A 23,889-nucleotide genomic window follows, 5' to 3' on the forward strand; every position below is an offset into this window, starting at 1 on the left:
CTTTCCTGCTCTCGTAAATGAGAGCTACATGCTTTCGTGAAAAATAACCCGATGTAAATCTTGCAAATCCTTCATAACTACTTGATCGGCAAACTGATTCGTAGTCCCGCACGCGGACAATGTATACCCTGGATCAATTGCATACTGTTGAAAAAACCAAGCTACTCGCGAATCATTCTGCGATAACAGAATCGAATGATCGTGATTTTTTCTGATGGCGAATGATTGCAAAGGGATGGACAATCCCATGCCCCTTGCTTTTATATAGCTTTCCTTCAATGTCCACAGGTCGTAAAAATAAGCAAGCCTTTCAGCTGGATGCTTTGCCAGGAGATCTTCTACTTCGGTCGGTGCAAAATAATGGTTTGCGATATCCAAGTCGATCGGAACGATTTGTTCTACGTCGATCCCTACCTCAAAGTCATCGGTAATGCAGACCACCCATTCTCCAGAATGAGAGACATTAAAGCAAAAGCTGGGTAATGGCTTGAAAAAAGGTTTTCCGTATACGTTGTAGTCAAATACGATCTTGTCATGGGAAATCTCGCAAGCCTCACAAATGAGAGAGCGTACCAGCACATCAGCAAGCAAGGTTCGATAGGAATCCTCTGGGTTCCTGAAACGGATGATACGCTCCCGTTTTTCCTTGGGAAGAACTTGCAGAAATCGTTCATACAGCTCCTTATGGATCACAGCAGGACATTTCAAAGCGTAAATGTTCATCACGTGACGCTCACTCTTCTTTCCGACAATTCGAGACTTTGGACTTGTTCGGCTCTGTCCTTTCTCTGCTGCACTTCATACAAGTGGGCATAGACGCCGTCCTGTGCCATCAATTCGACATGACTTCCTTGCTCGATGACTTTCCCTTGATCCAAAACGTAAATGACATCCGCATGCTCTACTGTAGATAGACGATGAGCGATGACGAGTACCGTTTTATCCTTCATCAGTGCAGCTAACGCTTGCTGCACCCAGTATTCCGATTCTGTATCCAAAGCAGAGGTGGCTTCATCCAGTAAAAGAATCGGTGCATTTTTCAGGATGGCTCTGGCAATCGCAATACGCTGACGCTGACCTCCAGATAGCTTGGCACCGCGCTCACCCGATTTGGTCTGGTAGCCATCCGGCAGCTCCATGATGAAATCATGAGCGTAGGCAGCTTTGCTTGCTCTTATTACATCTGACTCCGTAGCATCCAAGCATCCGTAACGAATATTCTCTTCGATGGTTCCTTCGAACAAAAAAGCATCCTGAGGCACGTAGGAAATCATACTTCTCATTTCGGCGAGTGAATATTGTCCGATTGGTTTGCCTAGCAAGTAAAGCGAACCACTTGCAGGCGGGTAATACCCCAACAAGAGCTTCATGACTGTGCTTTTACCACCACCACTCGTACCGACCAGCGCAGCCATTTGGCCTTGCTCAATTCGCAGCGAAACACCATCCAGTACCTTCGTATCTTCGTTGTATCCGAAAACGACCTGCTCCATTTTCAGCATACTGTCACATTGCTGATCTTTACCTGCGCTGTGCTGATACTGTTCTGGTTCGAGCGGTTCATCCAGAAATTCGACAATCCGCGAAGCGCCTGCTAGCGAGCTCTGCAGGGTTGTAATGACCTGACCAAGCTGAAGGAACGCCAGTGTAACAAGCATCTGCTGCTGGACCAAGGCGACTAGCACACCCAATCCGATCATTTGCTTGGACACCAACATGATTCCAAAAACAAGCATTCCACCGAAGCTTAAGAAGTGTATGAAAAAATTGGTCCCTTCCAACAACGCGTGTTTATGCCCTTGCTTGATGGCAGACGAGGCAACTTCTTCGTTTGCTTCCGTGTAACGCGCGGTCACGACGTTATGTAAATGAAACATCTTGATTACAGGCAGGCCCGAAAGAAAATCACTTAACCTTTCTGTACTAATTCCCAGCTGCTGCTGCATCTGATCGCCAATGCGCCGTACTGACTTAGCAAACTGTGCATTCACATAAAGAGTCAGTGTGCTTACGATCAAAAGAACGACAGCAATTTTCCAATCCAAAACAAACATTCCCATAATCGAACCGATCAGTGACAGCAGGATGATGCTCAACGTTTTCAGCTGCTCGGCGTACGCGTTTTCCATGAGCTGAACGTCGTTGCCCAGTCTTGACATCGTATCGCCAGAATGGTGCTGCTCATAGTAAGCGAAAGGCAATCGGCTCAATCGTTGAAAAACAAGAAGCCGAATGTTGGCAATGAGCTCGCGAACGCAACGACGATAGATGTAGCTGAACAATGGAGACAGGATACTCAGCAAAAGGAACATTCCGGACATAGTTACAATGGCGCGGGTTAACAAAGCCGGGTCTTTTGTGTTCGCAAAATCGGTCAGATCCTTAAAGACAAATGGCAAAGCTACCAAAACAGAGGCTTGACCGATTCCATCACCCAAGAGCCCAAGAAAATACGCTCTCTTTTTGGCTTTCATCAGTGACAGCAATTGAAGTAGTTCCCGTATCAGCTTCTGGATGAACACTACGATACCCCCTCTGCCGCCAGTACTCTCTGCTCATCTGTGGCAAACTGTTTATGGTACAAGCGGGTGTAAACGCCACCTTGGGCTAGCAAGTCGTAGTGTGTGCCCCGTTCTACGATGTGTCCTTGCTCCAGCACGAGTACTTCATCCGCGTCTTTGATCGTGGAGAGACGGTGTGCAATGACCAGAACCGTCCGATCCTTCATCACATTTTCCAGCGCTTCCTGAACCAATGCCTCGGACTCTGTATCTAGCGCTGACGTTGGTTCATCCAGCAACAGAATCGGGGCATCCTTCAATATCGCGCGGGCAATCGCGATGCGCTGTTTCTGTCCACCAGATAAACGTGAGCCTCGTTCCCCCACTTTTGTTTCATACCCTTCTGGAAGCTGCATAATGAAGTCATGGGCATTGGCCGCTTTTGCTGCTGCAATGATTTCATATCTTTTCGCATGGATGCGTCCATATGATATATTTTCCGCGATGGACACAGGGAAGAGTGTCGTATCCTGAGAGACCAGAGAGAGATATTCCCGCATCTCCGCTACATTCCAGTCAGTCATGGAGTGCTCGAAAACCTTCAAGCTGCCGCTACCCGGTTCCATTCGATAGAAACCGCACAGCAATTTTAATAGGGTGCTTTTTCCACTGCCGCTCGCGCCTACTAAAGCAACGGTTTTGTTATGGTGTAGGGTAAAGCTTACGTTATCAAGGATGTTCACCTTGTCGTAGGCGAACGTTACGTTCTCAAACTGTACTGGAATAGCCGCTGGATCGACTGGAATGATTGGGTGATCATTCTGTTCGATTGGCTGTAAAAAAACTTCTTGCAGACGCTTCGCTGCACCGGAGGTCTCTTGTACTTGGGCAAACAATACGGGAGCGAGTGATAGCGGCTCGATAATAAAATGAAGCAAATAGCTGAAGATGACCAAGCTGCCAAGATTTAATTCCCCCGTTTGAATCAAGTACCCACCGTATGCGACAAAAAACAGGATGGGAGCAGAAAACAGTAAAATCCCGGGAGCAGTCATCCACGCGCGTTTCTTCTCAGCCAGAATCCCATTTTTCAGCACCTGGTCCATACCTGTGGAGTATTTGCGATACATAATGTCTTCCAATCGAAAAGCTTTCACCATGTGAATCCCGGATAAAGTATCTTGCGCAATCGAGTTGGTTCGCCCCAGGTGGTCCTGCATTTGCTCCGAATACTTTTGCAGAGGCCTACTCATACTCCCGGTAATCAAGATGGCAATAGGCAGGATTGCGACGCTTGCGATTATTAATTTCCAATTGATGGTCAATAGCAGTCCCAGAGCCCCTATAAACACAACCGGCAAATAAAAAAGCTGGAAAAAATGCTGCTGCAAAAAGCTTTGCACGATTTGAGAATCTGAAGTTAGACGAGAAACAAGATCGCCCGAATGGTACTTATCCATCGTGGACATGGGGACTTTTTCGAGATGAGAAGCCATGCTGTTTTTTAAATCTCTCATGGCTCTTGAACTAAATCTGGCTGCGGAATAGGTGATGAAGTATTTCGAGAGAAAACCGACGATGGTCAGGCAAAAGATAATAAGGGCCATACTGATCAATTTGTTGAAATCGTTCGTATGATCGACCATGTTTTTGATCAGAATCCCCATCCAAATGTCTGCAGCTGCCACCATCAGGGAGGCGATGATGCAGATCAATACCCAATTGCGGTAAGGCTTCACATATGTCAGGACCCAACGGAACACCGATTTGTTCCCTAGGTGTTGAGCTTGCTTGGTAACACTCATGTGTGCTCCTCTCCAAGGATGTGATGGATGAACTCCCCTTGGAAAGATCTTTCCCAAGGGGAATCATCACAAAGCCACGGTCTTACTTCAGAATGAACAGCTCTTGAAGGATGTCTCGGAGGATAGATGCATTCTTAGATACGTAATTGCCTCCTAGCATTCTGGCGTGGATACCGTACCCGTCGTACGTCAGCAGTCGTTTTGTTGATGCTGCCCAAGCTGATTCGTTCCATTGTGCTGCTACCAGATCTTCGTCGTCCCCTTCCAGCTCCGATTTGATGAGGTGGATGGATGCATTCGTTGTGCCTGTGCTAACCAGTTGATTGTGGAACATCACGTAGTTGACCGTTTTTCGAATGAAGCTCTGCTTGACGAATTCATTGGCAGCGTACAAGTTGAAATCTTCTTGTGTCATATTGAACATCTCGGTGTTTTCTCCAATGTCGGCAAATAACTGGGCTATGTCTTTTTCTGTTTCCGCTACGGTCTGCTCTATCCTCTTATCCTTCCAGTACGAGTCGAACAAGATGAGGTCATTCACGGCATATCCCCGGTTCTCCAGCTCTTTTGCAACTTCAAAAGCCAGATTGCCTCCGGATGAATAACCCATGAGCGTATAGGGACCCTTCGGATCAATTGCGAGGATGGCCTCCATATACTGTTCCATTCGATTGTCTTCTTGGATGAAATCAAAGCTATGCAGGGAGACGCCTTGGATTTCATCCGCAAGCTTTTGATAGTAGACACTCTCGGCACCAATTGGAGTGAAGCAGAATACATTTCGGGCCGTCTCCTTATTTAACAGAATGGCTCGGGTGTAATTGGTTTGAAAGGTTTTATGCGTAATGAAGTCTGCTACCTTCTCTATCGTAGGATGCTGGAAGATGAGGTTCAGCGGCAGTTCAATCTGCATGTACTCATACACTTTGGCTACGAGAAGCGTCGCTTTTAAAGAGTGTCCGCCGAGTTCAAAGAAATGGTCAGTGATGCCGATTGGCTCTACATCCAGAACCTCTTGCCAAATGGATGCTAATTGGTGCTCTGTCGCATTTCTTGGCGCGACGTATTCACGAGTGATCGCATCGGATTGCTGTGGCTGCGGCAATGCTTTGCGATCCACTTTTCCATTGGCAGAAAGGGGCAGTTGATCGAGCTGGACAAAATAGCTTGGCACCATGTAAGCAGGTAGTTCCTTGGCAAGATGCCTTCTCAATTCGGATACAGACACTTCTGCGGCTGTTACGAAATACGCGCATAAGTACTGTCCAGCAGCTGAGTCACCCTCTTGCGCAACCACGACCGCTTGATCGATGCTCTCGTAAGCAAGTATGGCGCTCTCGATCTCCCCGATCTCGATTCGATACCCTCTCACTTTTACTTGTTCATCTGCCCGACCGATGTATTCGATCTTGCCATCCGTCCTCCATTTCACCAAGTCACCTGTTTTGTACATGCGCTCACCTGATTCAAACGGATTCGCAACAAACTTTTCTTCTGTGAGCTCCGGTTTGTTCAGGTAGCCTCTCGCAAGTCCAGGACCACCGATGCATAGCTCACCAACTACCCCAACTGGCTGCAAGTGATGCTGCGCATCTACGATGTAGACCTGTACATTGGCTAGCGGACGGCCAATCGTGATGTCTTGACCTGCTTCGATAGAACGGGAAATGGTCGTGACTACGCTGTTTTCGGTCGGACCATATTCATTGTTGATCTCGATTCCAGGATGTTTTGCTTTCGTTTTGTGAACAAGCTGAGCGGGTAACTTCTCTCCTCCCAAAGTTACGCAGCGCAGATCACGGAAGTCTGTTGCAGTTGAGCAATCCAGAATCGCTTGGTACAGACTCGGCACGCCATAGTAGTGTGTGACACCAGTCGAGGCGATCAGCTTTTTCAACGCTACCGGGTCTTTGGCTTCTTCCTCTCTCGGCAACACGCAAGTAGCACCTCCGAGAAGTGGGGCGAACAAGCTTGCTACAAATCCATCGAAGGCAAACGAGAACACCTGCAACGCCTTGTCAGTCGGTCCGAAACGGTATTCATCTCTTCTCCACTGCATGCAATTCACGATTCCCCGATGCGGGATCATCACTCCCTTCGGCTTGCCGGTCGTACCAGATGTATAGATCACATAGGCAAGATCCGTTGGTTGATTGACTGCTGGGAGATTGGAGCAATCCAGCTCAGCGCCCTGCTTTTCGTTCAGATCAAGCCATTCCAGCTCACTAGACACGCTAGATGCGATAGGTGACAGATGGGACTGGCACAGAAGCATTACAGCATCGCTGTCTTCCAGCAGGTACTGGATGCGCTCTTGCGGATAAGCAGGATCGATCGGAACATAGGCGCCGCCTGCCTTCAGAATGCCGAGAATACCGATAATCATCTCCGGTGAACGCTCTGCCATGATCGCGACAAGACGGTCTGGGCCGATCCCTTTTGCTCGCAGAACTCTTGCCTGTCTGTTTGCTCTCTCATTAAGCTCTCTGTACGTCAGCGATTGCCCGTTAAAGAGAATCGCTACCTGATCCGGTGTCTTGTCGACCTGTTCTTCGAATAGCTGGTGCAATGTTTTATCTAGGTCATAGCTAACTGTCGTATCATTGAACTCCGCAAAAATCTGCTGCTTCTCTTCACGCGAGAGCACGTCGATCTCACCCAGTCGGATGTGCGGATTTTGTACGATGATCTCTGTGATCGCAAGGAAGTGTTTGCTGAATCGTTCAATCGTTTCTCTCGTAAATAAGCTCGTGCTGTACTCCACACCCAGCGTGATCTCTTCACTCTCTTCTGTGGCGATCAGCGTCAAATCGAATTTGGCGTGCTTGCCTGATTCTTCTGTCAGGAAAGGAGCGAGTGTCCACTCAGGCAGTTTGATGGATTCATCCGCGTTGTTTTGCAAGGTAAATACGGTGTCGAAAAGCGGATTTCTGCTCAAGTCTCGCGGGATAGCCAGCTTTTCCACCAGTTCCTCAAACGGATAATCCTGGTGGGCATACGCGTCCAGCGCATGTTGTTTGACTTCCAGCAAAAACTCGGTAAATGCTTTCTCTGCCCGCGGCTTGCTTCTCATCGCCAATGTGTTCACAAACATACCGACAATCGGTTCCAGATCAGCATGGGATCTACCTGTAATCGGTGTTCCGACGATAATGTCCTCCTGACCGGAATACTTGGCAAGCAGAACGTTGTACGCCGCGAGAAGAACCATGTACAATGTCGTTCCCGTTGACTGTGCTAACTGGTTCAAGCCTTCCATCAGCTGCTTTCCAGTTCCGATCGTATATTGATCGCCTGCAAAGCTTTGCGTGCTTGGTCGGGTGAAATCAATTGGCAGGTTTAACACGGGAATGTCGTCTGCAAACGTGTGAACCCAATACTCCTCTTGCTTTTTGAATGCATCGGATTGGAACAGCTCTTGCTGCCAGACAGAGAAGTCTTTGTATTGGATTCGCAGCGCAGGCAAAGCATCACCATGATACAGCTGCACCAAATCGTTCATGAGAATGCCCGATGAAACGCCGTCAGAAATGCTGTGATGCATATCGGTAAAGAGCACATGACGATCCTCCCCGATATTCAATAGCCAGACACGAAGCAACGGAGCTACCGACAGATCGAATGGCACAACGAGGGTTGAAACGATCCTCTCGGCCTGGTCTTCTGTGACGGTCGAATACGAAATCTCAAAAGGAACTTCCTGATGAATCTTCTGAACAGGCTCCCCATTTACCACGGCAAACGAGGTGCGCAGACTCTCATGTCGCTCAATCAGGTGCTTGAATGCTTGTTCCAAACGTTCTGGGTCGAGCTTCCCTTCAATCACCATGGCAGAAGGCATGTTGTAGGTGATGCCCACTCCCTCAAACTGATGGAGGATATACATTCGCTTTTGGGCAGATGAAACAGGGTAATGCTCTTGCTCGCCAGCTGGCTGGATCGAGATGACATTCTCTCCTGTTGACTCTTCGATGTAAGCTGCCAATTCCTGAATCGTCGGTTTTTCGAACAACATGCGAAGCGGAATATCGATTTGATATTCGTTATGCATGCTCGAAATCACATTCATGGCACGTAGTGAGTGACCGCCAATGGCAAAGAAATCATCCAGTACCCCCACTTGCTGGACATTCAGCACATCCTCCCAGACGCGAGCCAATTGTGCTTCCAATACGGAGCGAGGCGCAACATACTCGGTCGTTCTGAGCAAGGATACATCTGGCGCCGGCAAGGAACGTCTATCAATCTTTCCATTCGCAGTAAGCGGCAGTGCATCAAGGGAAACGAAATACGATGGAATCATCGCTTGCGGCAATTCCTTCAGTAAAGACGCGCGTAATTGTGCTGTGTCGATCTCGTGGTCCGTCACGAAGTATGCGCATAAATACTTTTCCTGTCTGTGATCTTCTCTTGCGACCACAACTGCTTCCATGATTCCGTCCAGCTTCCGCAGCTGTGTCTCAATTTCGCCCAGCTCGATACGGACACCCCTGATTTTCACCTGATGGTCGTTCCGTCCCAGGAACTCGACATTACCGTCCGCGCGCCATTTCGCGAGATCACCCGTGCGGTACAACAGTTCACCTGGGGCAAACGGATTCGGCACGAACTTCTCTTGCGACAGCTCTGGTCTGTGCAAATAGCCGCGCGCAACGCCTGCGCCACCGATGCACAATTCACCCACGACTCCGACAGGCTGAAGGTTCAATTGTTGATCCATCACATACATCGTCATATTCGGAAGCGGTCTGCCGATCGGCACAGTTCCTGACTTGATGGATGAAATGTCTGTTTCCTCATAATAGCTGGAATCGATGCACGCCTCTGTTACTCCATAACTATTGATAATCCGCATCCTATTGCCGAATCGCTCCAGCAAGGCTTTGAAGTCTTCCGCCGGGCAGCTGTCTGCACCGAGTATCAGGAGCTTCATTTGACTAATATCCAGCTGGTTTTCGTAAATGTAGTGCATCAACGGCATGATCAATGCTGGTGTCGCCTCGAAAATGGTGATCTCGTAGCGTTTGATAATGTCGTATAAAGAAGCAGGGTCCATTTTGACCTCGTTCGGGCATATCACCAGCTGCCCACCTGTAAGCAAAGCTCTGGCAAAATCGCCAGTCGATACGTCGAAGGCAAAGCTGGCCATTTGCAGCAAGCGAACAGGGAAACTGTCCAAGTGATACTCATCCTGCCATGCAAATGCGACATTGGCATAGCTCCGATGTTCGATAACGACCCCTTTTGGCTTGCCAGTAGTTCCGGAGGTGTAAATGATGTAAGCGGCGTGCTCCGGCAGTGCAACATGCTCCAGATTGCTCGCTTCTTCCTGATACAGCTCCTCTGCATCCAGATAGAGGGTTTCATACGGGAAGACAAGCTGATTATTCATTTTTTGCAAGGTAAGGAACAGCTTCGCATTGCTATCTTCCAATATGAATCCCTGACGCTCCAACGGATAGTCTGGATCGATTGGGACGTATGCTCCCCCTGCTTTCAAAATACCGAGCATGCCAACAACCATGTGCAACGAGCGGTCTACCATGATGCCGACTGTACTCTCCGGTCTGACTCCCTTTCTTCGCAAGACACGGGCGAGCTGGTTCGCTTTTGCATTTACTTGCTGATAGGTTAGCTGTTGATCCCCGAAAATTACCGCCACCTGATCCGGTGTTCTTTCGACTTGATCCTCGAATAGCTCCTGGAACGTTTTATTCGTTGGATAAGCAGCTTTTGTTGCATTGAAGTCATGCAGCATCTGATCCATTTCACCTTTTGACAACACGCTGATCTCTGCCAGCTTGCTATCCGGATTGGTGATGATCGTTTGTAAAAGATTGACGAAATGAGCCGCCAGTCGTTCGATCGTTTCTTTTGCAAACAACTTCGTGCAATAGCTGAACTGCACGAGAAGCTCATCTTGTTGTTCCATGGCATCCAGAGAGAGATCAAATTTCGCTATGTTACCGTCTACCGGATAAGGGGATACCTTCAGTCCTGCTACTTCTGCTTCTGATGATTCCGCAAGCCCCAGGCTGAACATCGTATCAAACAGCGGATTTCGGCTCAGATCGCGCCGAACTTGCAGCTTATCTACGAGATGTTCAAACGGATAATCCTGATGCTGGAACGCATTCAGAGAGCTTTGTTTCACATGATCCAAAAATTCACGGAAGGTCAGGTTGCCAGCAGCCACATTCTTCAAGGCGAGCGTGTTGACGAACATGCCGACGATTGGTTCCACATCTGCGTGGGATCGACCTGCAATCGGTGTGCCGACAACGATTTCTTCCTGTCCTGCGTATTTGGATAGCAGTACATTGTAAGCCGCAAGAAGTAGCATGAACAGCGTTGATCCCGTATTTGCAGCGAGTTGCCGCAACTCCGCAAGCAAGTGATTTCCTGTGCCGATTTCTACCGTGTCACCTTCGAAGCTTTGAACAGTAGGTCGTGGAAAATCAGTTGGCAGGTTAAGTAACGGGATTTCCCCTGCAAAGGCATTGGTCCAATAATCCTCCTGTTTTTGGAAGCGATCAGACTGTGTCAGCCTTGTTTGCCATACAGCGAAATCTTTATACTGGATGCGCAAATCAGGAAGCTGCTTTTCCTCGTACAAGCTGGCGAACTCCTTGGCGATAACCGCAAGCGATACACCATCCGAGATAATATGGTGCATATCCATGAAGAACAAGTGACGCTCTGCACTCAGCTTGATCAGGTGAACCCGGAACAGCGGAGCCACTTTGAGATCAAACGGTTGGACTAACTCCTGTATGCGTTGTTCGATTTGGTCTTCTGCCGCCTCGGAAATGACCATGTGCATCTCGACATTCTCATGGACGCGTTGGACTGGTTCCCCATTTATCGAATGGAAGGAAGTTCGCAGCGATTCATGACGTTTTACCAGTGTTCGGATGGCGTGTTCAAAGCGTTCGTAATCCAGATTGCCTTCCATCACCAGTACATTTGGCACGTTATAGCTGATTCCGTTTCCTTCAAACTGATGAAGGATGTACATTCTTTTTTGTGCGAACGAAACCGGATAAAAGTCAGCTTGCCCCACTGGTTGAATCGTCTCGAACTGTTCGAATTCACTCGCGTTGATAAAGGCTGCCAACTCATGGATCGTAGGTGATTCAAACAGTGCTTTTAACGGAAGATCAACCTGGAACGCTTTATGAACCTGTGTGATCACATTCATGGCCTTCAAGGAATGACCGCCCAGTTCAAAGAAGTTGTCGTGAATGCCTATCGCATGAATTCCCAGAACCTCTTGCCAAATTTCGGCCAGCTTTTGCTCCGTTGTATTTTGTGGCGCTACATAGGCAGAGCCTAGGACTCGATCTTCAGACGGTTCAGGCAGTGCTCTACGATCGACCTTTCCGTTTGCGGTCAACGGCAGTTTATCCATTTGGACATAGAAGGCTGGAACCATGTAGCTAGGCAATTCTTTGGCAATAGCTTCTCTCAGCTCGGATACGTCGAGTGCCGCTTCCGGAACAAAATAAGCGCAGAGAGCTTTTTGGCCGTTCGTATCATCTATCACGGTAACGACAGCTTCTTTTACCTTTTCCAGATGGGTCAGAACGGTCTCGATTTCCCCAAGCTCGATCCGATAGCCTCTGATTTTTACCTGCTGGTCGATTCGACCCAAATACTCAATCGTTCCATCCGCCAGCCATCTCGCCAAGTCCCCTGTGCGGTACATGTATTCGCCAGAAACAAACGGATTCGGAACAAACTTCTCAGCGGTTAATTCCGGTTTGTTCAAATATCCTCTGGCTACCCCGTCGCCACCTACGCACAGTTCACCAGGCACGCCAACTGGCAGCGGCTGATTGTAGCGATCTACGATGTAGGCAGTGGAGTTGGTGATCGGCTTCCCAATCGGAATATTGTCTGCGAATTCCTTCTCAATCAGATAGCATGTGGAGAAGGTCGTATTTTCGGTTGGGCCGTACCCGTTCCAAATTTCCAGATTGGGATTGGCGTTTCTTACTCTATTGATGTGCTTCGGAGACAAGGCTTCCCCACCGACAAGCAAAGCTCGCAATCCTTCGAACATCGCCGGATTGTCTTGTGAGAGCTGGTTAAAGAGCGGAGACGTTAACCACATCGTGGTAATCTGATTCTCTCGCAGGAAGCTGCCCAGCTTTTCAGAATCCAACAATACATCCTTGCTCACAAGGAACAGGCTGGCACCATGCAGCAGCGCCCCGAAAATCTCAAACGTCATGGCGTCGAAGCCAATGGCGCCCGTTTGAATCATACGATCTTCTTCGCGTACTTGAACGTAATTCGTATGCTTCACCAAACGCGTGACGTTGCGATGCTCGACCATGACTCCTTTTGGTTTGCCCGTAGAGCCTGATGTGTACATGACGTACGCCAGATCAGTGGCACGATTGATGATGGGCAGATTGCTAGAATCTTCTCGAACCAGGCTCTCATCTTCCAAAATAATCGGAATGAGACCTTCGTCCACGAGATGCAGCAAATGTCTTTGCACGAGGACAACCTTCACGCCGCCATCTTCAAGCATGTAAGAAATGCGCTCTGACGGATGCTCCGGATCAATTCCCAGATAGGCTCCTCCTGCTTTGAGAATCCCCATGATGCCTGTGATCATTTCGAGTGAACGATCTGTCATAAGTCCTACGACGCAATCGTTTCCTACTTCAAACCGGCGAAGTGCATGTGCGATCTGATTTGCTCGTGAGTTCAGCTCCTGATACGTCATCATCTGTCCGTCAAAAACGACTGCAGCATGCTCAGGCGTTCTTGCAACCTGCTCCTCGAACAGATCCTGAATCGTGCTCTCCCGGGGATACGCAGCAGACGTGTTGTTAAAACCAACAGTCACAAGCTGCTTCTCTTCTTCGGTCAACAAGCTGATCTCATGCAAGGAAACGGTCTGGTCTGCAACGATTCCCCGAAGTACCTCGAGGAAATGATGAGACATTCTTTCTATGGTCTCTTTCTGGAACAATTTCGTGGAGTATACGAGACCAAAATGAATTCCTGACTCATCTTCATGCGCTTCCAATGTGAGATCGAATTTGGCATTGCCTTCCTGAGCGGGATACGGTTCAAAATTCAGTCCATCCAGTTGATAAGCTTTTTTGTCCAGGTTTTGCAAAATGAACATCGTGTCAAACAGCGGATTTCTGCTGAGATCCCGCTGGATTTCCAGTTTTTCTACCAATGCTTCAAATGGATAATCCTGATGGACATATGCCTGCAGCGTATTTTGTTTGACATCCTCCAAAAATGCTTGGAAAGCTTTCGTGCCAGCTGGGTAATTTCGCAAAGCCAACGTATTGACGAACATCCCCAAGACTCTCTCTACATCAGCGTGCGATCTGCCGGCAATCGGTGTTCCCACCACGATGTCTTCTTGGCCGGAATACTTGGAAAGGAGCACATTGTAAGCTGCCAAGAGAACCATGAAAAGTGTGGTTTGGTTCTCGTGAGCAAGCGCGTATAAATCGTCCATCAACTGTTTGTCTGTCTGGAACGAAATGCAATCTCCTTCAAAGCTTTGTACCAGTGGTCGAGAATAATCGGCTGGCAGGTTGAGTACCGGAATGTCTCCCGCGAAGGAATCCACCCAATAAGCTTCGTGCTTCGAATAGATGTCTGATTGGAACAGGTCAGACTGCCAGAGGGCGAAATCTTTGTATTGTACAGTCAGCTCCGGCAATATTTCGTTGTGATACAACCTCGAAAACTCTTCCATTATGATTCCGACAGAGACGCCATCTGAGATGATGTGGTGCATATCCATCAGGAAAAGGTGACGTTTTGCGCTCAATCGGAAGAGTCCGACCCGTAGCAACGGTGCTTTCTCCAAATCAAATGCTTGCACAAACGATTCGATTGTTTGCTCTGCTTGCTGTTCCGTCAATTCTCCATACGCTACGTTCAACTCAACAGACTCATGCACGCGTTGCACTGGCTCGCCATTGACCGTGTGGAAGGATGTTCGCAGCGATTCGTGCCGCTTGACCAGTCCTTGAATTGCGTACTCAAAGCGCTCATAATCCAGCTCGCCTTCGATATACATCGCGCTCGGCATGTTATAGACAGTGCCTGTGCCTTCAAACTGACGAAGGACATACATCCTCTTTTGTGCCGAGGAAACGGGATAATACTCTTGCAGTGGTGCTGGTTGAATCGGTATATAGGTGTCTTTCCCACTCGTCGCGATATACTGTGCCAGGGCCTTAATGGTAGGTGTCGAGAAAAGTACTTTGAGTGGAACCTCGACTTGGTACTCACGATGCACCTGGGCAGCGACGCTCATCACTTTCAATGAATGGCCGCCTAACTGGAAGAAGTTATCGAGAATGCCGATGCCGCTAACACCGAGCGCACGTTCCCAAATATCTGCCAGCTTTCTTTCTATATCATTTCCTGGTGCAACATAGTCCGCTCCTGTTACAGGTTTGCCGTCTGGCTTCGGCAGTGCTTTCTTGTCCATTTTTCCATTGGGCGTAAGCGGAATTTGGTCGAGCTGGACAAAGTATGCAGGAAGCATGTAGGACGGCAGTCTTTTCGACAAATTCGACCACAGCAGAGAGGTGTCAAGTGTTGCTTCAGCAGTGAAATAGGCAACCAGTCGATCTTCATGGACAACGACCACGGCTGCATTCACCTTTTCAACAGTGAGCAGAGTCGACTCAATCTCGCCGATTTCAATCCGGTAGCCCCTTACTTTCACCTGTTCATCCACACGTCCGATGAATTCAATCGTTCCGTCAGGGAGCCACTTGCCAAGATCGCCTGTTTTGTACATGCGTTCGCCAGTCACAAAAGGATTCGGTACAAACTTCTCCAGAGTGAGTTCCGGCTTGTTCCAATATCCCCGAGCCAAACCACGACCGCCGATGCAAATCTCTCCAACTACGCCAAGTGGTTGTAGCTGTTGGGTATTGTCAATGATGTAAATGCGGGTGTTTGCAATCGGATGCCCGATGGTGATCGCTGAATCCGGATGTGTGATACGCAAAAAGGTAGAAACAACGCTGCTTTCTGTCGGACCGTACTCATTGACGATGACCAATTGCGGATTCATCTGCTTGGTCTTCTCAACAAGCTGAGTCGAAATTTTTTCTCCCCCGAGTGTGACCACTTGCAAGTGGCTGATATCCGCAGGAGTGCTGCATTCCAAAATGGCTTGGAATAAGCTTGGTACGCATGTGATGTGTGCGCATTTAGAAACAATAATTCGGTTTCGGAGAGCTACCGGATCCTTGGCTTCATCCTCTTGCGCCAGTACGACGGTTGAACCGGAAAGAATCGGCGCAAAGAAGGCAAGGACGAAGGCATCAAACGCAAAGGATAGTGGCAGCAAGCTCCTGTCATGGACAGACAAGCCATATTCCTCTTTCCTCCACGTCACGCTGTTCACAATGCCTCGATGCTCCACCATGACCCCTTTTGGCTTGCCTGTCGTACCAGATGTGTATATGACATAAGCCAAATCGGCAGACGTATTGATCGGCTCCGGATTCGAATGATCGGGAGAATAATTCGTTTCATCCTCCAAATACAGGCATTCCACGTGAGCAGCCATTTTCGGTTCAAGATGTTTTTGGGTCAGCAACAAACGAGCTTCGCAATCTTCTACCATATAAGCTACACGTTCAGCTGGATATTCCGGATCGATTGGGACATACGCTCCGCCTGCTTTCAAAATCGCCATGATCCCCACAATCATGTCCACAGAACGGTTTGCCATGATGCCCACGGTTTGGTCAGCCTTCACGCCCCGCTCTCTCAAGGTGACGGCAAGCTGGTTGGCTCTCACATTTAATGCCTGATAGGTCAAATACTCCTCGCCAACAACGATGGCCGTTTGATCCGGAGTTTTCGCCACTTGCTCTTCAAAGAGCTGATGAAGTGTCTTTTCCTCTGGATAGTCTTGATGGGTATCGTTGAAATCAATCAATAAGCGCTCTTTTTCCGCTTGGTTAAGCAGCTCGATCTCTGCCAGGACAATGTCAGGCTGCTCACTGATCGTCCGCAGGATTTGCAAGAAGTGTCCCGCCATTTTTTCAATCGTTGCGTGTGCAAACAATCGCGTGCAGTACTCCAGGTAAAAGACAATCTCTTCGTTTTCCTCACCGGCCTCCAAAGTCAAATCAAACTTGGCTTGCTTTGCCTCAGGAAAATACGGCGTAAAGGACAAATCCTGAATGACAAAAGAGGAGTCATCGGTATTTTGTAAGATGAACATGGTATCAAACAACGGGTTTCGGCTGAGATCCCGATGAATGTCCAACCGCTGGACAAGCTCTTCCAACGGATAGTCTTGATGTTCGAAGGCTTGCAGAGTATGATGCTTAACTTCTTCCAAAAAGCCTCTAAATGATTTCGAACCTTCTGGCTTATTGCGCAAGGCCAGCGTATTGACAAACATGCCGATCATGCTTTCTGTGTCCGCATGGGAACGCCCAGCTGTTGGAGTGCCTATGATGATATCTTCTTGCCCGGAGTATTTTGATAGAAATACATTGTACGCCGCCAACAGCACCATATAGAGGGTTGCTCCAGAAGCGTTAGCAAGTCGATACAAATCATTTCTCAATTGCGCGCCACTGCCAAATCCATATCGATCTCCCTCGAAGCTTTTCACAGAGGGTCGCGGATAATCCGTCGAAAGGTTGAGAATCGGAATTTCTTCGGCAAAACGCTCGGCCCAGAAAGCTTCCTGTGATCTAAACGCATCAGATTGGAAGTATTGGTTCTGCCACTGGGCAAAATCTTTGTACTGAATGCGCGGTTCTGGCAAAATCTCCCCCTGATAAAGACGAACAAATTCATCAATGAGAATGCCGATTGAGATACCATCCGAAACGATATGATGCATATCAATCATGAACAAGTGGCGTTCGCCAGACAATTTTGCAAGCCCTACGCGAATGAGTGGAGCTTTTTCCAAGTCAAAGGACTGGATAAATTGCCCTACGATTTGCTTGACATCATCCTCTGTTGCCTGCAAATACGTAATCTTCAGTTCGACATCCTCATGAATACGCTGAACCGTTTCGCCTTGAATTGAGTGGAAGGATGTCCGCAGGGATTCATGTCGTTTCACCAGCATGTTCATCGCATGTTCAAGTCGCTCGATATCCAGCTGTCCATCCACATACATAATCCCTGGCATGTTGTAGCTGATGTCTGCCCCTTCTAATTGGCGAAGGATAAACATTCTTTTTTGCGCGGAAGAAACAGGATAGCATTCTTGCTTTGGAACAGGCTGAATCGCTGTGTACGTTCCTTTTTGAGCTTGCGCAATATACGCAGACAAGGCAGAAACGGTTGGTGAGCCAAACAGTATTCTCAGTGGTATATCCACTTGGAATTCTCGGTGTGCCAACGAAATGACGTTCATGGCCCGCAAAGAATGCCCGCCGAGATCGAAGAAGTTATCCATGACGCCAATTTGCTTGACAGATAAAACATCTTCCCAGATCGCAACCAGCTTCGATTCGATGTCATTACGTGGTGCTACGTATTCGGTGTCTGTTCCTGCTACGAGATCAGGCTTTGGCAATGCTTTGCGATCTACCTTGCCATTGGCGGAAAGCGGTAGCTTCTCTAAATGAACAAAGTAGGACGGTATCATATAAGTCGGCAGAGTCGTTCCGAGATAATCTCGCAGTTGGGAAGCTTGGAATGCCTGCTCTGAGACATAGTAGGCGTACAAGCTGCTTTGACCGCTGCCATCTTGCATAGCGACCACAACGGTATCCTTGATCCCATCAAATTGGCGCAGCTGTGTCTCGATTTCATCCAGCTCGATCCGGAACCCTCTAATTTTTACCTGGTGGTCGTTACGGCCCAGGAATTCAATATTACCGTCTGCCCGCCATTTTGCCAGATCGCCGGTACGATACAAGAGTTCACCTGGAGCAAATGGATTCGGCACGAATTTCTCTTGGGTTAGCTCCGGTCTGTTCAGGTAGCCGCGCGCAACCCCTGCTCCGCCGATGCACAATTCTCCCACGACTCCAACAGGCTGAAGATTCAAGTGTGCGTCCACCACATACATCGTCATATTCGGAAGCGGTTTGCCAATCGGTACCGTTCCTGACTTCACGGATGAGACGTCTGCTACTTCGTAATAGCTGGAATCAATGCACGCCTCTGTTACACCGTAGCTGTTGATAATGCGCATCGAATTGCCATATCGGGAAAGCAACGTTTTGAAATCTTCCGCTGAACAACTGTCTGCTCCAAGGATGAGGAGCTTCATTTGACTGATATCCAGCTGATTATCGTAAATGTAGTGCATCAACGGTATGATCAACGCAGGTGTTGCTTCAAAAATGGTGATTTCGTATCGCTTGATGATGTCGTACAAGGAAGCAGGATCCATTTTGACCTCATTCGGGCATATCACCAGCTGCCCTCCTGTGAGCAATGCTCTGGCAAAGTCGCCAGTCGATACGTCAAAGGCAAAGCTCGCCATTTGCAGCAAGCGAACCGGGAAGGTGTCCAAGTGATACTCATCCTGCCATGCAAACGCGACATTCGCATAGCTCCGGTGTTCGATTACCACACCTTTTGGCTTTCCTGTGGTGCCGGATGTATAAATGATATAAGCGGCATGTTCTGGCAGAGCAATCTGCTCTAAATTACTTGCATCCCCTTGATACATGCCCTCGTCATCCAAAAAGAGAACTTCGTGTGAAAATGCAAGCTGACCTTTCATGCTTTGCTGTGTCAGGAGCAGCAAAGCATCACTATCTTCCAAGACAAACTCTTTACGCTCCTGCGGATTGTCCGGATCGATAGGAACGAATGCCCCGCCTGCTTTCAACACCGCGAGCATACCTACCACCATGTGCAAGGAGCGATCTACCATAATCCCGACGGTACTCTCGGGCTGTACTCCTTTTCTGCGCAGAACGCGAGCCAGTTGGTTGGCTTTTTCATTCAACTCCCGGTAGGTAAGCTGTTTGTTTGCGAAGATCACTGCTCCCTGATCCGGTGTTTTTTCCACTTGCTTCTGGAATAACTCGTGGAACACTTTATCTTTGGGATAATCGACTGCGGTTGCGTTGAACTCGCTCAGTACTTTTTGTTGCTCGTCTGCTGACAACACACTGATTTCTGCTAGTTTCTGGTCTGGATTTGCAATAATCGACTGCAAAATATTCACATAGTGGGCTGCCCAGCGTTCCATCGTTTCTTTTTCGTATAGCTTTGTGCAATAGCTGACATAGAACAAGAGTTCACCCTGGTTTTCAATTGCATCCAAAGAGATATCGAACTTCGCGATTTTACTTTCCGGCTGATAAGGGGTCATTTTCAGACCTGACATTTCACGCTCGGAGGTATCCTCATGATCCAGGCTGAACATTGTGTCAAACAGTGGATTTCTGCTCAAATCACGTCTTACTTCTAGTTTTTCCACCAAATTTTCAAACGGGTAATCCTGGTTATCGAAAGCGGTCATTGTCTTTTGTTTCACTTCGCCCAAAAACTCACGGAAGCTCAAGTTGCTCACTGGAGTATTTTTCAAGGCGAGAGTGTTGACGAACATACCGACAATGCCCGCTACATCTGGATGCGATCTACCGGCAATCGGTGTTCCAACGATAATCTCTTCCTGCCCGGCGTATTTGGATAGCAGTACATTATAGGCAGCCAGGAGCACCATGAAGAGCGTTGTTCCTACCTTCGAAGCAAGAAGCTGTAACTCTTCCAAGAGCTGATTGCCAGAGCGAATCGTGATGAAATCTCCTTCAAAGCTTTGAACAGAAGGTCTATGAAAGTCTGTTGGAAGATTTAGCGTAGGAATTTCACCTGCAAAGGTTTTGACCCAATACTCCTCTTGCTTTTGGTATTGCGTCGATTGCAGCAATTCCGTTTGCCAGATCGTAAAGTCCTTGTATTGGAGTGAAAGCTCTGGCAAGGATTCACCATTGTACAGCTTGGAAAAATCGCTTAGTAATATTTGGGAGGATACGCCATCCGAAATAATATGGTGCATGTCGAGCATGAACAAATGACGATCTTCACCCAGGTTGACCAAGCCTGTTCGAAGCAACGGAGCCACTTCCAAATCAAAAGGACGGACGAATTCTTTCATAATCGGTTCGATCTCGGCCACTCTGGACTCCATGTGAACGATCGGTATTTCTACCACAGCGTGCACTTTCTGGACAGGTTCACCATTCATGCTGTGGAATGAAGTGCGAAGAGCTTCATGACGCTCTGCCAAACGTTTCATCGCATCTGCGAAGCGTTGGTAGTCCAGCTTTCCTTCGAGCAATACAGCTCCGAAAATGTTATAGCTAATTCCGCTTCCCTCAAACTGCTGAAGAATATACATTCTCTTCTGTGCAGATGAAACCGGATAGTAGTCTCTCTCTTCAACTGGTTGTATGGCAGTGATCTTGGTCCCTCCGGCCCGAGAGAGATAAGCAGCCAGGTCAGATACAGTTGGATTCTCGAAAAGAGCTTTGATTGGCAATTCCACGTCCAACGCCTTGGAGACTTGGAAAGTAACGGTCATGGCCTTCAAGGAGTGTCCACCCAAGTCGAAGAAATTGTCGTGAACACCTACGCGGCCAACCCCCAAGACTTGCTGCCAAATCTCGGCCAGCTTCGTTTCCATCTCATTTTGAGGAGCGACATACGCTGTTCCGGTCAAAACGGAATCGTCAGGCTTCGGTAATTTCTTTCGCTCCACTTTGCCGTTTGCTGTGAGCGGGATTTCCTCCAGGCGGATGAAGAACGACGGAACCATATAAGAAGGAAGCGTACCTCCCAGATGTTCTCTTAATTCAGATACCGTCAGCTCTTGATCGGAAACAACGTAGGCGTACAGGACATTTTGACCGCTGCTATCCTTTTCTGCGATGACGACTGCTTCCTTGATCCACTCATGCTGAGTCAGACGTGTTTCGATTTCGCCCATTTCAATCCGATGTCCGCGAATCTTTACTTGATGGTCTGTTCTTCCTAAATACTCCATGTTTCCATCGGGCAGCCATTTCGCCAGATCACCAGTGCGGTACATTTTGGTACCGGGACGGAACGGATTATCGATAAACTTTTCCTGAGTCAGCTCCGGTCTGTTGAAATACCCTTTGGCTACGCCATCACCGGCTATATACATTTCGCCGATCGATCCGACAGGCACAGGCTGCATGGAAGAATCAAGCAAATACAGCTGCACGTTATCGGCAGGGACACCGATTGGTACGGATTCTTGTATGGTTTGTTCAGGGTGATACTGATAAATCATGCAGCCAACAACAGTTTCGGTCGGTCCGTACTCGTTGAAGATCTTGGCATTGTGTCCAAAATTCTCATAGATTCTCTTCGCCAGCTTGGTTGGCAAGTTTTCTCCGCCGACAATAAACCGTCTGATACCGCAATTAGTGCCGTCTATTTCTTCTATCAGCTTCAGGTGCGTTGGCGTCAGTTTGATGATTCCTACTTTATTGTCCTGGATAATATCTAAAATGACCTGTACCTTGTCAGCTCCTCTATATACATAGATCGTGTTGCCTGATAGAAGCGGTGTGAAGATCGAGGTGACAGTCAAATCAAATGAAATGGAAGAGTAAAGCGGAAAGTCTACAGCTTCACCCTCGACGTACACCTTGTTGGCCCACCAGATGTAATTGACCAGACCTTGATGGGTGATCATCGCGCCTTTCGGATTGCCGGTGGACCCGGAGGTATAGATCATGTAGGCCAAATCATCTGGCGTGCACACTGTATCAAGATTCGTGCTGTCCCCTTCATACAAGGAAGGATTATCGAGATAGAGAATATTGCCTGTAAAGTCGATGTTTTCTTGAAGATGCTTCTGTGTTAAAAGAATCGTGGTCTGACTGTCATCGAGTAAATATTGAATTCTCTCTAGCGGATATTCTGGATCAATCGGCAAATAGGCGCCGCCTGATTTTAAGACAGCCATCATGGCCACGATCAGTTCCAGCGAATGCTCCGCCATAATCGAGACGATGCTTCCTCGGGTAATTCCTTTCTCGCGCAGAGCTCTGGCAAGCTGGTTAGAACGCACATGAAGCTCCTGGTAAGTCAGGCTGTTATCACCGCAAACAGCCGCTACTTTATTTGGCGTCTGGCTGGCTTGCTCAGCGATTAGCTCAAATATCATTTTGTCCTGTGGGTAATCGGCCGCTGTGTCGTTATAAGCTACCAATAATTGCTGTTTTTCCTCATCAGTGATGATGCTGATATCTTGAAGCAGTATTTCTGGATTGTGAATGACCTGCTCGATGATCTTTTTCAAATGGCCTTCCACTCTGTCCACGAATTCCCGTTCGTAAACTGCAGCATTATAGCTCAACTTCACAAACATTTCGTTCCAGGGTGCGACGGCAACGACCACGTTAAAATCATAGGACGTCTGCTCTTCCCCGTTTTCCACCGTAAACTGAAAGCCTAGTGAATCTTCCAGATGCTTCAAGGAGTTATCCGGGTAATTTTCATAGGTCACCAAATGATCGATCAATTCCTGTTTGAGCTCCGTTTTACTCTGAATTTCATAGAGCGGGGCGAAATCATAGGTAGTAGACGACAAGGCATGCTTTTGAACAGTCCCCAGCAGTTCACTGAACGATTGTTGTCTATTCGTTTGAACCCGGGTTGGAATCGTGTTAATAAACAAGCCAACCATGCTCTCAATACCTTGGATCTGAGGTGGACGCCCTGATACGACAGACCCGAATACAACATCTTCCGTGTTTTTGTACTTGCTGGCTAAAATGCCCCACAGGGCTTGAACCACGCTGCTCATCGTGGACTGATTTTGGTTGGCAATGTGCATCAATTGTTGGGTCTGTTCTGGCGCTATGGTGAAGAGAGACTCGACATGCACATAGGTGCCACCCTCAGCCACATACTTCTTCTTAGGGAAGTCTGCCTGATGGTCAAAGCCTTCCAAGTAATTTTGCCAGTAAGTGAGCGCCTCATCTTTGTTTTGCTTATCCAGCCATTTGATGTATTCGCTGTATGGTTTTACTGTTTCCCGTGAAATTGATTCGCCTTTACGGAGTGCTGCGTAATACGAAAGCAGTTTGCCCTGCAATACGCCCAATGTCCAACCGTCAACAATGATATGGTGGAAGGCCCAAACGAATTGATACTTGTTCTCTCCTGTTTGGAAAATAGCTGTTTTCATCAAGATGTCTTTCGTCAAGTCAAAGGAATGATGCTGACTGGTATACGCTTTTATGTAATCGTTCTGGTCCTGCTCTGGTAAATGGGAAATGTCTTCGAAATGCACGGGAGCTTTTCTCTCTTTAAAAACAACCTGTCTGGGCCGCTGCAGGTTTTGATACACAAACACCGTGCGCAATACCTCGTAGTTCTCTACGAGCTTGTTGATGCTTTCTTCGAAGAGCGGCAGGTGAAAATCACCTTGGATCGTTGCGAACATCTGGAGGCAGTAGGCGCTGCTGTTCGAATCTTTGACAGCATGAAACAACATACCCTCTTGCAATGGGGTTAACGGGTAAATTTTTGCGATATTTTCCTGCTTTTTCATTTCGCACCTCAACTAAAGTTTTTTCGATTCAAAGAGGGTTCCT

4 protein-coding genes are annotated in these 23,889 nt (G+C 48.0%); all 4 read right to left on the reverse strand.

Annotated elements, in window-relative coordinates; genetic code table 11:
- Nucleotides 1-24: 24 nt before the first annotated feature.
- Complete coding sequence (locus AB1L17_RS02640) at nucleotides 25-723, reverse strand: 4'-phosphopantetheinyl transferase family protein (protein ID WP_412844122.1); 699 nt, start codon at nucleotides 721-723, stop codon at nucleotides 25-27.
- Nucleotides 723-2,522 carry an ABC transporter ATP-binding protein gene (locus tag AB1L17_RS02645; protein ID WP_412843981.1) on the reverse strand — a complete coding sequence of 600 codons (1,800 nt, stop codon included), beginning with the start codon at nucleotides 2,520-2,522 and terminating at the stop codon, nucleotides 723-725. Before AB1L17_RS02645 ends, AB1L17_RS02640 begins: the two co-directional genes overlap by 1 nt.
- Nucleotides 2,522-4,306 (reverse strand): ABC transporter ATP-binding protein, encoded by a 1,785-nt coding sequence (locus tag AB1L17_RS02650; RefSeq protein ID WP_412843982.1) that lies wholly within the window; start codon nucleotides 4,304-4,306, stop codon nucleotides 2,522-2,524. The genes AB1L17_RS02645 and AB1L17_RS02650 overlap by 1 nt, the downstream gene beginning before the upstream one ends.
- An 82-nt stretch (nucleotides 4,307-4,388) precedes the next feature.
- On the reverse strand, nucleotides 4,389-23,846 hold the full coding sequence (locus AB1L17_RS02655) for a non-ribosomal peptide synthase/polyketide synthase (RefSeq protein WP_412843983.1): 19,458 nt from the start codon (nucleotides 23,844-23,846) through the stop codon (nucleotides 4,389-4,391).
- Between the last annotated feature and the right edge of the window lie 43 nt (nucleotides 23,847-23,889).

Source organism: Brevibacillus jepli, from assembly GCF_047229145.1.
Classification (GTDB): domain Bacteria; phylum Bacillota; class Bacilli; order Brevibacillales; family Brevibacillaceae; genus Brevibacillus.

Coding starts and splice junctions, on each gene's coding strand:
- AB1L17_RS02640 (WP_412844122.1), bottom strand. CDS start 723: ATGAACATTTACGCTTTGAAATGTCCTGCTGTGATCCATAAGGAGCTG.
- AB1L17_RS02650 (WP_412843982.1), bottom strand. CDS start 4,306: ATGAGTGTTACCAAGCAAGCTCAACACCTAGGGAACAAATCGGTGTTC.
- AB1L17_RS02655 (WP_412843983.1), bottom strand. CDS start 23,846: ATGAAAAAGCAGGAAAATATCGCAAAAATTTACCCGTTAACCCCATTG.